Origin of the sequence: Actinomycetospora sp. CA-084318, from assembly GCF_050955885.1 — a bacterium.
Lineage (GTDB): Bacteria > Actinomycetota > Actinomycetes > Mycobacteriales > Pseudonocardiaceae > Actinomycetospora.
Genome location: NZ_CP192098.1, coordinates 3423639 through 3436141 on the forward strand (window position 1 = coordinate 3423639; position 12503 = coordinate 3436141).

Sequence of the window (12503 nt, forward strand, 5' to 3'; positions counted from 1 at the left end):
GGGGCACGATGATCCGGTCCGACCGACGTCGCAACGGAGCGTGAGCCGATGACCGTGATCCGGGACGCCGGCCCTCTCGACGGGACCGCCCTGGGGGAGTTCCTGGCGGGACTGGACCGGAGGTTCGCCTCCTACGAGGAGCTCCACCGCTGGTCGGTCGAGGACCTCGACGGGTTCTGGCGCGCGATCCGCGACCACTTCGGCGTCGAGGGCCTCTCCGACGAGGTGCTGGCGAGCCGGGAGATGCCCGGCGCGACCTGGTTCCCGGGCAGCGCGATCAACTACGCCTCCCACCTGCTCCGGGGCGATGCGCAGGAGACCGCCGTCGTCGCCTACTCGCAGACCCGCGCGAAGCAGGAGCTGACCTACGGCGAGCTCACCGACCGGGTCGCGCGGTGCCGGGCGGGCCTCCAGCGGCTCGGCGTCGGGCGCGACGACCGGGTGGTCGGCTTCCTGCCCAACATCCCCGAGGCCGTCGTCGCCTACCTCGCCTGCGCGTCGCTCGGCGCGATCTGGGCCGCGTGCGCCCCGGAGTTCGGCGCCCGCAGCGTCATCGACCGCTTCGCCCAGGTCGAGCCCACCGTGCTGCTGACCATCGGCGGCTACGTCTACGGCGACAAGCCGATCGACAAGACCGCCGACGTCGCGACGATCCGCGCGGGACTGCCGACGGTGCGCCACGTCGTGGCCGTCCCCTACGGCACCGCGGAGGTCCCCGACGCCCTGGGCTGGGACGACCTGCTCGCCGAGCCGGGGGAGCTCGCCTTCGAGCCGGTGCCGTTCGACCACCCGCTCACCGTGCTGTTCTCCTCCGGCACCACCGGGCTGCCCAAGGCGATCGTGCACGGGCACGGCGGCATCCTGCTCGAGCACCTCAAGAACCACTCCCTGGCGCTCGACCTCCGCCCCGGCGACCGCTTCTGCTGGTTCACGACGACGGCGTGGACGATGTGGCCGATCCTCGTCTCCGGCCTGCTGTGCCGGGCGGCGATCGTGCTGGTCGACGGCAACTTCCTGTACCCCGACCTCACCGCGCAGTGGGCGATCGCCGCCGACGCGCGCGTGACCCACCTCGGCACCAGCCCCGCCTACCTGATGGCCTGCCGCAAGGCCGGGATCGAGCCACGGTCGGGGCGCGACCTGTCGTCGCTGCGGCTGCTCGGGATCACCGGCTCGCCCCTGCCCGACGACGGCTTCGACTGGGCCGCCGAGCAGCTCGGCGACGGGGTGCTCGTGAACTCGATGAGCGGCGGGACCGACGTCTGCTCCGGCTTCGTCGCCGGCAACCCGTGGCTGCCGGTGTACCGCGGGGAGCTGGCCGGGCCGTGCCTCGGCGTCGACGTCACCGTCCTCGACGAGTCCGGCCGCGAGGTCGTCGACCAGGTGGGGGAGTTGGTGATCCGTCGTGCGATGCCGTCGATGCCGGTCCGGTTCTGGAACGACCCCGGCGACGAGCGCTACCGCGAGTCCTACTTCGATGAGTTCCCCGGCGTCTGGCGCCACGGCGACTGGGCGATCCGCACCTCCCGGGGCAGCTTCGTCATCACCGGCCGATCGGACGCCACCCTCAACCGCGGCGGCGTCCGGCTGGGCACCGCCGAGTTCTACAGCGTCGTCGAGGAGCTCCCGGAGGTCGCCGACTCGCTCGTCGTCCACCTCGAGGCCTCCGACGGCGGCCCGGGGGAGCTGCTGCTCTTCGTCGTCGTCGCCGGGGGAGGTGAGCTCGACGACGGGCTGCTCGGCCGGATCCGGGAAGCCTTGAAGTCCGAGCTCTCGCCGCGCCACCTGCCCGACGTGATCGAGGCCGTCCCCGCCGTCCCCCGCACCATGACGGGCAAGAAGCTGGAGAAGCCGGTCAAGCAGATCCTGCGGGGTCGGCCGGTCGAGGAGGTCGCGAGCCCCGGGGCCGTCGACGACCCGTCCGCGCTGACCGCCTTCGCGGAGCGGGCGCGATGAGCCGTCAGCCCGGCATCGTGAGCGACTGACCGGGGAAGATCAGGTCCGGGCTGGTGGCGATGTCGGGGTTGGCGTCGGCCAGGGAGCGCCAGCCGCCGGCGACGCCCTGCGTGCCGGCGATCGAGGAGAGGGTGTCCCCGGCCTTGACCGTGTAGCCGCCGCTCGTGGCCTGCTTGCTCGAAGAGGAGCTGCGCTCGGGGGCCTTCGAGCGCTTCGCGGTCGAGGTGTCCTCCGTGCTCGCCTTCGTGGTCTTCCCGGAGGACGAGCCGGACGACGACCCGGACGAGGGCGTGCCGCCCTTCTTCCCGCACACCGGCCACGCCCCGATGCCCTGCCCGTCCAGGACGCGCTCGGCCACCGCGATCTGCTCCTCGCGGGACGCGTTGTGGGCCTGCCCCGTGCCGCCGAACGCCTTCCAGGTCGACGGCGTGAACTGCAGACCGCCGGAGAATCCGTTGCCGGTGTTCGCGGCCCAGTTGCCCGACGACTCGCACTGCGCGATCGCGTCCCAGTTCACCGACGGCGCGGCCTGGGCGGCGGGGGCGGCGACCGCTCCGAGGGCGGCGAGAGCCAGGGGCCCGGTGGTGCTGGCGACCACGGTCCGGCGGAGCGAGCTGGTGGCGCGGGGAGCGCGGTGTTTGGGCACGCGCGCACGGTAGGAAGGCGACCTGTGCCGCCCGGGCCATCCTGAGAGCCCGGGCCGCCCGGCTGCGCCCACGGGCGCCCGGGACGCGACCGACGACCGACGGCGCGGCCGAAGGGCGCAGCGCGCGCAGCCGGTTGCCTCGTTGCTGCCTCAGGGAGATCCGCTCGGCGCACACCGGCTGCGGCGAGCGGCCCGGTCAGACCCCGAACCCGCCGAGGAGGAGGTCGGCGAGGGTGTCGGCGTACCGGTCGAGGTCGGTGTCGGGGTGGGCCTCGGCGTACCCGAGCATGCTGTCGATCGCGCCCTGGTACGTCACCGCCATGACCCGCGGGTCCAGCGGACGCAGCGTGCCCTCGGCCTGGCCGCGCCGGAACAGCACCTCCTGGGCCCGGTAGGAGTCCTCGTAGTCGGCGAGGCTCAGCCGCGGCGACCCGTCCGGAGACCGCAGATTGGCCAGGATCCCCGCGAGGGCGGCCACCGGCTCGCGGTGGGTGGTGCGCAGGTGGGCGGCCCGGCGCAGCGCGGAGCGGACGACCTCCGGTACGGGCGCGGCGAGGTCGAGTTCGGCGGCGACCGCCTCCCGGACGATCCGCACGGCCTCCCGGGCCGCGAGGGCCATCAGGTCCTCCTTGGACCCGAAGTAGTGGGACACGAGACCCTTCGACACCCCGGCCTGCTCGGCGATCCGGGCGAGTGAGGCCTGCTCGTAGCCCTGGCCCGCGACGACGGCGATCGTCGCGGCCAGGATCTGGGAGCGCCGCTCGTCCTCGCTCAACCGCTGCCGCCGCACGGGGGCCGGGTCCGCCGTCACCCGGCCATGCTCCTCCGCCTCCGTGCCCGGCCGGCGAGGACCCCGACCGCCACCATCAGCACGGCGATCGCGACCATCTCCAGGCGCATCCAGTCGGGGAAGGCCGGCAGGAACGCCTCGACGAGGTTCACCAGCGCGAGGACGGTCGCGATCACGACGACGGCCGTGAGGGCCCGTCGGCTCCCGGCCCGTGCGGCTCGCAGGCGCAGGGGCAGCAGGACCGCGAACACCGCGACGATCACCGCGTGGCCCCAGGCCTCGGAGGGAGCCAGGTCGGGTGCGGTCGTCGCGAGCACCGCCACCGCGACCACCGTCGCGAGTGCGATGACCACGTAGAGCCCGACGAGTCGGGAGGTCGTGCCGAGAGCATTGTTGGCCATATGGTCAATAGTTACTGACCGAGTGGCCAACAGCAAGGTCACGACGAAGCGGCCGTCCCCAGGGGAGCGGGGAAGGCCGGATGGAACGTCAGGGGGGTGATCTCGAGCGTGTTGTGGGGGAACACCGGCAACGAGCGGAGGTGGGCGTCGAGGTCCTCGGCGTTCGCGGCGCTCCAGATCGCCACGGTGGTCACGCTGTCCGGGAGCCGCCACATCCAGGTGATCACGCCGGCGCGGATGAGCTCCGTGGCGACCTGACGTTCCCTGCTCATCAGGGCGTCCCGGTCCTCGGCGGGTAGCTCGAGCAGGCCGCCGGTCGGCGTGGCGGTGACGAGGTAGTCCACGGCGTTCTCCGTCCTCGGGGGCGCGTCCGATGTGATGTCGCGCCGTGACATCACGCTAGTCCTGATGTCATCGTGTGTCATCACCGCTATCGTCAGGACCGTGCCGCGGTGGGAGCAGGGCAGCGAGGAACGCCTGGTGGCGGCGGCGCTGCAGCTGTTCCGCGAGCAGGGCTTCGAAGCGACCAGCGTCGTCGAGATCGCGCGACGGGCCCGGGTCACGAACCGCACGTTCTTCCGCTACTTCCCCGACAAGCGGGAGGTCCTGTTCGCCGACGCCGACGCGCTGCGGGCGACCCTGGTCGAGGGTCTCCTCCAGGCGCCCGACGTCGCGGACCCGCTCCGCGTCGTGGTCCGGGTGCTGTCGGGGGTCGACTGGGAGAGCCTCGCCCCACGCTCGTCGCTGCGCGAGCGGCAGGCCGTCATCGCCGCCAGTCCGGAGCTGCGGGAACGCGACCTGATGAAGCAGGAGGCCATGGCGGTCGCGGTGGCCGGTGCGCTCGCGCAGCGGGGCGTCGACGAGGCAGTCGCCCGGTTGGCCGCCCGGGTGGGGATCCAGGTGTTCGCGACCGCCTACGAGCGGTGGCTCGATGCTGCGGAGGACGCGGACCTGCCGGCGATCGGTGACGAGCTCCTGTCGACGCTCGGGACGATGACGCCGCCGTCTAGGGCTGCACCACCTGGTCACCGTTCGCCAGCGTCGCGATCGTGACGGTGCCGAGCGCACCGTGGCGGTCGAACATCGTCACGGTGCCCAGGGCGACGCCGTCGGACTCGACGCGCGACTCGGCGACCACCCCGACCCCCTCTCCGGCCGCGGGGACCCGCGCGATCGCGAGCGTCAGATCGGCGTTGATGTACTCCACGCCGAGGGTTCCCCAGCTCGACGTCAGGTTGGCGGCGTCGCCGATCGCGGCGAGGTGCGCGAACCCGCTCGGCTCCTCGCCCTCGACGATCGGCGCGGCCGGGAACCAGGTCGCCTTCCGGGCCGCGTTCTCCTGACGACGCTCGGTGGTCCAGCCGCCATCCGCGCGGTAGAGCGTCGGCTCGGCGGGGTCCGGGACGAGGTCGTCGGGCGGGGGCGGGGGCACCGCGGGTAGCGGCGCGGTCCACGTCGTGCCCGCCGTCGGGCCGCCGGTGGCGAGCAGTAGCAACGACCCGCGCGCCACCGTCCCGGACGCCTGCACCAGCGCCACGTCGATCAGCCGCAGCCGCCGGCCACCGCGAACGACGGTGGCCTCCACCCGGCTCGGCACCATCCCGCCCGGCCGGAAGAGGTCCACGCTCCAGCGCACCGGGCGGAACCGCTCGGCCCCGTCGAGCTGCGCTGCCGCGCGCTCCGCGCCCCGGGCGAGCACGCCGCTGACCGCCGTCCCGCGCACCTGGCCCGGACCGTCCGGCCCGCCCCACCCGCTCGTCGCCCGTCGCAGCGGCGTCAGCTCGTCGCCGTCGGCCCGGAAGAACGCCGTGAAGTCCGTGGTCACACGGATGATCGTCGCAGCCGGTCCGCCGCCATTCGGCCCGGCACCCCGAGATCCTTGTCCGAGCGAACCTCCGGCGGCAGCGTGTCGAGCACCGGCACGAGCCGGGTCCGTTCGCGAGTGGTCACTGACGCAGGCAGGCGCGCTCTGGGAGCTGCGTGGCTGACCACTCGCGGATGCCGCGCGGGTGGGCTGTTCGCGAGTGGTCACTCACGCAGGCCCGTGCGCCCTGGGAGCTGCGTGGCTGACCACTCGCGGGAGGTGCACTGGTGTAACCCGGCTGTGAGCGTGCACATCACATGGCCGCCCAGCGCCGAGCCGTGAAGGTTCTCGGTCAGACCCGAACCTTGACCGCGCTAATGTGAGCGTTAACAATCTGCACGTCGGCCCAGCGGAGAGGGGAACGTCGTGCAGCGGTTCCGGGACTTCCTGGCCGGGGAGGGCTTCGCGACGAGCGACGCCGAGGCTCCCGACAGCACCAAGCGCTTCAGCGACGGCGCGCAGTACCGCGTCGAGATCCCGAGTGTCGAGGGACCGCGGGTGCTGGAGGCCGTGCTCGAGGAGGCCGACGCCCGCGAGGTCGGCGTCCACCGCGTCTCCCAGGGCAGTGGCGGGCTGCTCATGCCGGCCGCTGAGATCCGGGAGATGGCCGCCCTCGGCGCCGCCCGGCAGATCGAGGTCAGCCTGTTCGCCCGCCCCCTCACCGGCTGGCACCTGTCCACCGCGATGTCCGCCTCCGGCGCAGGCGCGCTCGCCGCCCAGGCCCGAGGCGCCGAGCAGGTCGTGCAGAACCTCGCCGACATGGAGCGCAGTGCCCGGAACGGCATCCGCAGCGTCCTGATCACCGACGCCGGCGTGCTCGACATCGCGCACCGGGCACGGCGGGCGGGCCTGCTCCCGCGGGACCTGCAGTTCAAGGTCAGCGTGCAGATGGGCTTCTCCAACCCCGTCTCGGTCCGCCTGGCCCAGACCCTCGGCGCCGACACCTACAACGTGCCGACCGACCTCACCCTCGGCCAGCTCGCCGCGATCCGCGCCGCGATCGACGTCCCGATCGACGTCTACGTCGAGTCGCCCGACGACCAGGGCGGGCTCGTCCGCCACTACGAGATCGCCGAGCTCGTGCGGGTCGCCGCCCCGATCTACCTCAAGTTCGGCCTGCGCAACTCGCCGCCGATCTACCCGAGCGGCACGCACAACGAGCCGCTGACGACCGCGCTCGCCCGCGAACGGGTCCGGCGTGCGCAGATCGGGCTCGAGCTCCTCGGCGAGCTCATGCCTGACGCGAAGACCTCGTCCCTCCCGGCACCCGGGCTCGGCGTGCCGGTCCTCGAGCAGACGGAGACCGACCGATGAAGATCACCGCCGTCGAGACCCACGTCCTGGGCACGCCGTGGCGCGACCTGACGTTCGTCGTCCTGCACACCGACGAGGGCCTGACCGGCGTGGGGGAGACCCGCATGCTGGGCCACACCGCCGCCCTCGGCGGCTACCTCGCCGAGGCCGGGCCCCGCCACGTCGTCGGGCACGACCCGTTCGACCTGGAGGCCCTCGTCCAGCGCATGAAGTACGGCGACTACGGCCGGGCCGGCGAGATCGTCATGTCCGGCATCGCCTGCGTGGAGATGGCGTGCTGGGACATCGTCGGGAAGGCCCTCGGGCAGCCGGTGTGGCGGCTGCTGGGCGGCAAGGTCCGTGAGTCGATCCCGGCGTACGCGAACGGCTGGTACACCGTCGAGCGCACGCCCGAGGAGTTCGCGGGGGCGGCGCGGACGGTCGTCGACCGCGGCTACCGGGCCCTCAAGTTCGACCCGTTCGGCCCCGGCCAGTGGCAGCTCGAGCCCGCGGAGCGCCGGCACTGCGTCGCGCTCGCCGCCGCCGTGCGCGAGGCCGTCGGCCCCGACGTGCAGATCCTGATCGAGATGCACGGCCGGTTCGCCCCCTCCGAGGCGATCCGCATCGCGGCCATGCTGACCGACGCCGGCGTCGACCCGTCGTGGATCGAGGAGCCGGTCCCGCCGGCCAACCTCTCCGCCCTGACCCAGGTCGCCGCGCACACCGACATCCCGATCGCCACCGGCGAGCGCATCCACGACCGCGTCGAGTTCCGCGAGATCTTCGAGAACCGGTCGGTCGACGTCATCCAGCCCGACATCGGCCACCTCGGCGGGATCGCCGAGACCCGCAAGCTCGCCGCCACCGCCGAGACGCACTACACGCTGATCGCCCCGCACAACGTCGGTGGTCCGGTGCTCACCGCGGCCAACCTGCACCTCGCCGCGTGCACCCCGAACTTCATGATCCAGGAGCACTTCAACGACTTCGCCGACGAGCACGTGAAGCAGGCCGCGCCCGGCTGCCCGCCCGTGGTGGACGGCGCGTTCGCCCTGCCCACCGCGCCCGGGCTCGGGGTGGAGCTCGACCTGAACTTCGTCGCCGCACACCCCTCGACCGGGGCGTACTTCGACTTGTTCCGCGAGGGCTGGGAGAAGCGGGAGGGCGCCCGCCCGTGACCAGGGCGCTCGTCGTCCCGCGACCCGGCGACCTGCACGTCGCCCGGGCCGCCGACGACGGTCCGCTGCGCCACGGCGAGGCGCGCGTCCGCGTCGCCCACGTCGGCATCTGCGGCTCGGACCACGAGCTGCTCGCCGGGACCCGCGACCCCGCCTTCGTCCGCTACCCGGTGGTGCCCGGGCACGAGTGGTCGGGCACGGTCGTCGAGCTCGGACCGGGCACCGATCCGCGCCTGCTGCACCGGCCGGTCGTCGGGGAGGGCTTCCGCTACTGCGGGGAGTGCTCCGCGTGCCGCCGCGGCGAGACCAACCTCTGCCTCGCCGGGTACGACGAGACCGGCTTCACCCGCCCCGGCGCGTGCGCCGACGAGCTGCGCCTCCCGGCCCGCCTGCTGCACGTCCTGCCCGACGACGCCGACCTCCGGGCCGCTGCGCTCATCGAGCCCGCGGCCTGCATGGCGGCCGCGGTGCGCCGGGCGGCGCCGGAGCCGGGGGAGCGGGTCGCGGTCGTCGGGGGCGGCACGCTCGGGCTGCTCGCGACCCAGCTCCTCGCCGCCGTCAGCCCCGCGATACTGCTCGTCGTCGACCCCCGGCCCCGGCCCGCGGCCGGACCCTCCGGTGCCACCGAGGTGGCCACTCCCGAGGAGGCCGCCCGGCGGCGCGGCGGGTTCGACCTCGTGCTCGAGACGGCGGGCGCCCGCGGTACCGGTCGGCTGGCGGTCACCCTGGCCCGCCGCGGCGGGCGCGTCGTCCTCGCCGGGCTCAACGGCGGCGTCGACGACCCGATCCCGCCGGCGGAGCTCGTCGCCGCCGCCGTCTCGGTTCACACTGTCTTCGGCGCGCCCTCCCGGGCCTGGTCGGACGCGGTCGCCGCGCTCGCCGACGGGCGCCTGCGCCCCCTGCCCCTGATCAGCGACGAGTTCGTCCTCGAGGACGCGCCCCGGGTGCTCGGCCCGGACGCCGTCCTCCCCGTCGGGAAGGTCCTACTGCACCCATGACGACCACCCTCACCGACCCGATCGCCGCCGCCGCGGACGCCGCGGGCTGGTGGGCCGACGCCACCCCGGGGTCCCGACGACGGGTCCTGGCGGCCGTCGCCGACGCCCTCGACGCCGCGGCTGACGAGCTCGTCGGGCTCGCCGGCACGGAGTCGCACCTGCCCGAGGCCCGCCTGCGGGGGGAGCTGGCGCGCACCACCTTCCAGCTCCGCCTGCTCGGCGACGCGGCCGCCGACGCCCTCGAGCCGATCGTCGACGCCGCCGACCCCTCCTGGCCCGCGGGCGGGCGCCCCGACCTGCGTCGCGTGCTCGTGCCGGTCGGCCCCGTCCTCGTGTTCGCGGCGAGCAACTTCCCGTTCGCGTTCTCCGTGCTCGGCGGCGACACCGCCGCGGCCCTGGCGGCGGGCTGCCCCGTCGTCGTGAAGGTCCATCCCGGCCACCCGGCGCTCTCCGCCCGCGTCGCGGCGCTCGCGCAGGAGGCCATCACGACGGCGGGCGCCCCGGCGGGCACGCTGGGGCTCGTGTCCGGCGTCGACGAGGGAGTCACCGCCCTGCGCGACCCGCGGATCGCCGCGGGCGCGTTCACCGGGTCGCCCGCGGGCGGCCGGGCGCTGGCCGACGTCGCGGCCGCCCGGGCGCGGCCGATCCCGTTCTACGCGGAGATGGGCAGCGTCAACCCGGTCTTCGTGACCCCCGCGGCGGCGCGGGCCCGCGCGGAGACGGTCGCGGGCGGGTTCGTCGACTCCTACCTGCTCGGCGCCGGACAGTTCTGCACGAAGCCGGGTCTGCTGTTCGTCCCCGCCTCGCCCGCGGGCGACGATCTGGTGGCCGAGGCGACCCGGCGGGCCGGGGCGCGCGCCGCCGCCCCGATGCTCGACGACCGGATCCGCGACGCCCACGGCGCGGCCCGGACCGCCCTCGTCGGCCACCCCGCGGTGCGCGTGCTGGTACGCGGCGCCGGCCCGGAGGACCCGGCGCTGCTCACGGTCGACGCCGCCACGCTGCTCGCCGACCCCGAGGCCCTCGCCGCGGAGTGCTTCGGCCCGACCTCCCTGGTGGTGCGGTACCGCGACGAGGCCGAGCTGCTGGTCGTCGCCCGCCACTTCGTCGGCGAGCTCACCGCGACCGTCCACGGGGAGCCGGGCGAGGCCGTGGCGGGCGAGCTGGTCCGGATCGCGGCGGGGTTCGCCGGCCGGGTGCTGTGGAACGGCTGGCCGACCGGGGTCGCCGTCTCGCACGCCCAGCAGCACGGCGGGCCGTACCCGGCGGCGACCGGCTCGTTCACCTCGGTCGGCACCACGTCGATCCGGCGGTTCCTGCGGCCGGTCGCGTTCCAGGACGTGCCGGACGCGCTGCTGCCGCCCGCGCTGCGCCGCGCGAACCCGCTCGGCCTGGTCCGCAGGGAGGACGGATGACGGTGCGCACCCTGGCCGCGGAGCCGCTGACCGGCCCGGTCGCCGAGCACGGCGAGGGGCCGGTCTGGCACCCCTCGTTCGCCGGGGTGCGCTGGGTGGACATGCTCGCGGGCGACGTCCTCGAGCTGGGCGAGGGCGGGTCGGTGTCCCGACGACGGGTCGGGACGGTCGCCGCGGCCTTCCGTCCCCGGCGCGGCGGCGGCACCGTGCTCGCCGACGAGCGCGGCTTCGTCCTGCTCGACGACTCCCTCGCCCGCGAGCGCGACCTCGGGGCGCTGTGGGACGACCCCGGCGTGCGGATGAACGAGGGCGGCTGCGACCCGTCCGGGGCGTTCTGGTGCGGTTCCATGGCCTACGACGAGCGCCCGGGCGGCGGGACCCTCTACCGGCTCGGCCCCGACCTCGTCGCGGAGCCCGCGCTGCACGGGGTGACCATCTCGAACGGCCTCGCGTTCACCCCGGACGGGCGGCTGGCGTACTACGTGGACACCCCGACCGGGCGGGTCGACGCCGTCGACGTCGACCCCGAAGCGGGGGCGGCGGGCCTGCACGACCGGCGCCCCGCCGTCGTCGTCACCGACGCCCCCGGGTGGCCGGACGGGATCGCGCTCGACGCCGAGGGCGCCCTGTGGGTGGCGCTCTGGGGCGGGGGAGCGGTGCACCGCTACACCCCCGACGGCGTGCTGGACACCGTCGTCGAGGTCCCGGTCTCGCGGGTGACGGCGTGCACCTTTGCCGGGCCGTGCCTCGACCGCCTCGTGATCACCACCTCGCGCCAGGGCGCCGCCGACCCCGAGCCGCTCGCGGGTGCCCTGTTCGCCGTCGACCCCGGCGTGGCGGGCCGTCCCGTCGCCGAGTTCGCCGGCTGAGCCCCGCTAGTGTGATCCGGTGGCGAAGGCGGTACGCGGTCCGTCGATGTTCGACGTGGCGCGCCTGGCCGGGGTCTCCCACCAGACCGTCTCGCGGGTGCTGAACGAGCACCCCAACGTCAAGGACACCACCCGTGCCCGCGTGCGCTCGGCCATCGAGCAGCTCGGCTACCGGCCCAACCGCGCCGCCCGCACGCTCGTGACCGGGCGCGACCAGGTGCTCGGCATCGTCGCACCCCGCTCCACGCTGTTCGGTCCGGTCTCGCTGCTCGCCGCCTTCGAGGAGCAGGCCGGCGTCGCCGGGTTCGGGATCAGCGTGGTGCGCGTCCGCGAGCACGTCGCCGGGCAGGTCACCGAGGCGGTCACGAAGCTGCTGGACGCGCGGGTGGCGGGCGTCGTGGTCATCGCGCCGGTCGCCGACGTCGCCGGGGCCCTCGACGAGGTCAGCGGCGACGTCCCGCTGGTCACCGTCGACGGCGACCCCGCCGACGACCGCCCCATGGCCACCGTCGACCAGGAGCTCGGCGCCCGGCTCGCGACCGAGCACCTGCTCGCCGCGGGCCACCGCACCGTCTGGCACGTCGGCGGCCCCACCGACTGGTTCGACGCGACGGGTCGGGCCCGTGGCTGGGCGGCGGCCCTGCGCGACGCCGGCATCGAGCCCCCGCCGATCGTGCCCGGCGACTGGAGCCCCGACGCGGGGTACCAGGCCGGGCAGTTCCTGGGGCGCATGCCGGAGGTCACCGCGGTCTTCACCGCGAACGACGGTCTCGCCACCGGTCTGCTGCACGCGCTGCACGACCTCGGGCGCGACGTCCCGGGCGAGGTGAGCGTGGTCGGGTTCGACGACGTGCCGGCGAGCGCGCACCTGGTGCCGCCGCTGACCACGCTGCGCCCGGACTTCGAAGCGGTGGCCCGCGAGGCGCTCGACCTGCTGCTCTCGGATCCCGACGACGAGGGGGCGGTCGGTCTCCACCGCCACGTCGCCCCCGTGCTGGTGCCGCGCGCGAGCGTGGCCGCGCCGCCTTCCGCCAGCTGACAGGGGCGTTGTTAGCGTTCACCTGCTTGCGTAGCGTCCGGACGACCCCTCCCG

13 protein-coding genes are annotated in these 12503 nt (G+C 74.7%); 8 read left to right on the forward strand and 5 right to left on the reverse strand.

Annotation, left to right across the window (positions count from 1 at the left end; genetic code table 11):
• Positions 1-48: 48 nt before the first annotated feature.
• Positions 49-1956 carry an acetoacetate--CoA ligase gene (locus ACQPYX_RS16710; protein ID WP_433798444.1) on the forward strand — a complete coding sequence of 636 codons (1908 nt, stop codon included), beginning with the start codon at positions 49-51 and terminating at the stop codon, positions 1954-1956.
• A 4-nt stretch (positions 1957-1960) separates the two neighbouring features.
• Here the strand turns inward: ACQPYX_RS16710 and ACQPYX_RS16715 are convergent, their stop codons facing one another.
• The 4 genes from ACQPYX_RS16715 to ACQPYX_RS16730 all read right to left on the reverse strand — a co-directional run bounded on the left by ACQPYX_RS16715 (position 1961) and on the right by ACQPYX_RS16730 (position 4137).
• Positions 1961-2602, reverse strand: a complete 642-nt coding sequence (locus tag ACQPYX_RS16715; RefSeq protein WP_433798445.1) for a transglycosylase family protein — start codon at positions 2600-2602, stop codon at positions 1961-1963.
• A 196-nt stretch (positions 2603-2798) separates the two neighbouring features.
• Entirely contained in the window at positions 2799-3413 is a 615-nt protein-coding gene (locus tag ACQPYX_RS16720) for a TetR/AcrR family transcriptional regulator (protein ID WP_433798446.1), read from the reverse strand.
• Positions 3410-3793, reverse strand: a complete 384-nt coding sequence (locus tag ACQPYX_RS16725; RefSeq protein ID WP_433798447.1) for a hypothetical protein — start codon at positions 3791-3793, stop codon at positions 3410-3412. The genes ACQPYX_RS16720 and ACQPYX_RS16725 overlap by 4 nt, the downstream gene beginning before the upstream one ends.
• A gap of 38 nt (positions 3794-3831) precedes the next feature.
• A complete protein-coding gene (locus tag ACQPYX_RS16730) occupies positions 3832-4137 on the reverse strand; it encodes a muconolactone Delta-isomerase (protein WP_433798448.1) in 306 nt (101 codons plus the stop codon).
• 100 nt (positions 4138-4237) lie between these two features.
• Between ACQPYX_RS16730 and ACQPYX_RS16735 the strand changes: the two genes are divergently transcribed.
• Positions 4238-4846: a TetR family transcriptional regulator gene (locus tag ACQPYX_RS16735; RefSeq protein ID WP_433798449.1), complete on the forward strand. Its 609-nt coding sequence runs from the start codon at positions 4238-4240 to the stop codon at positions 4844-4846.
• Here ACQPYX_RS16735 and ACQPYX_RS16740 read toward each other — a convergent pair.
• Positions 4800-5618 (reverse strand): acyl-CoA thioesterase domain-containing protein, encoded by an 819-nt coding sequence (locus ACQPYX_RS16740; protein WP_433798450.1) that lies wholly within the window; start codon positions 5616-5618, stop codon positions 4800-4802. The genes ACQPYX_RS16735 and ACQPYX_RS16740 overlap by 47 nt on opposite strands.
• A 405-nt stretch (positions 5619-6023) precedes the next feature.
• On the opposite strand from ACQPYX_RS16740, the gene ACQPYX_RS16745 reads away from it, so the two are divergent.
• From ACQPYX_RS16745 to ACQPYX_RS16770, 6 genes are read left to right on the forward strand one after another with little or no spacing between them, the layout of a single operon-like run.
• A complete protein-coding gene (locus ACQPYX_RS16745; protein ID WP_433798451.1) occupies positions 6024-6971 on the forward strand; it encodes a U32 family peptidase in 948 nt (315 codons plus the stop codon).
• Positions 6968-8128, forward strand: a complete 1161-nt coding sequence (locus ACQPYX_RS16750) for a mandelate racemase/muconate lactonizing enzyme family protein (RefSeq protein ID WP_433798452.1) — start codon at positions 6968-6970, stop codon at positions 8126-8128. Before ACQPYX_RS16745 ends, ACQPYX_RS16750 begins: the two co-directional genes overlap by 4 nt.
• On the forward strand, positions 8125-9126 hold the full coding sequence (locus tag ACQPYX_RS16755; protein ID WP_433798453.1) for a zinc-dependent alcohol dehydrogenase: 1002 nt from the start codon (positions 8125-8127) through the stop codon (positions 9124-9126). The genes ACQPYX_RS16750 and ACQPYX_RS16755 overlap by 4 nt, the downstream gene beginning before the upstream one ends.
• Positions 9123-10541 (forward strand): aldehyde dehydrogenase family protein, encoded by a 1419-nt coding sequence (locus ACQPYX_RS16760; RefSeq protein ID WP_433798454.1) that lies wholly within the window; start codon positions 9123-9125, stop codon positions 10539-10541. The genes ACQPYX_RS16755 and ACQPYX_RS16760 overlap by 4 nt, the downstream gene beginning before the upstream one ends.
• Complete coding sequence (locus tag ACQPYX_RS16765; RefSeq protein ID WP_433798455.1) at positions 10538-11410, forward strand: SMP-30/gluconolactonase/LRE family protein; 873 nt, start codon at positions 10538-10540, stop codon at positions 11408-11410. Before ACQPYX_RS16760 ends, ACQPYX_RS16765 begins: the two co-directional genes overlap by 4 nt.
• Before the next feature lie 19 nt (positions 11411-11429).
• Positions 11430-12449: a LacI family DNA-binding transcriptional regulator gene (locus tag ACQPYX_RS16770; protein ID WP_433798456.1), complete on the forward strand. Its 1020-nt coding sequence runs from the start codon at positions 11430-11432 to the stop codon at positions 12447-12449.
• Positions 12450-12503 lie beyond the last annotated feature (54 nt).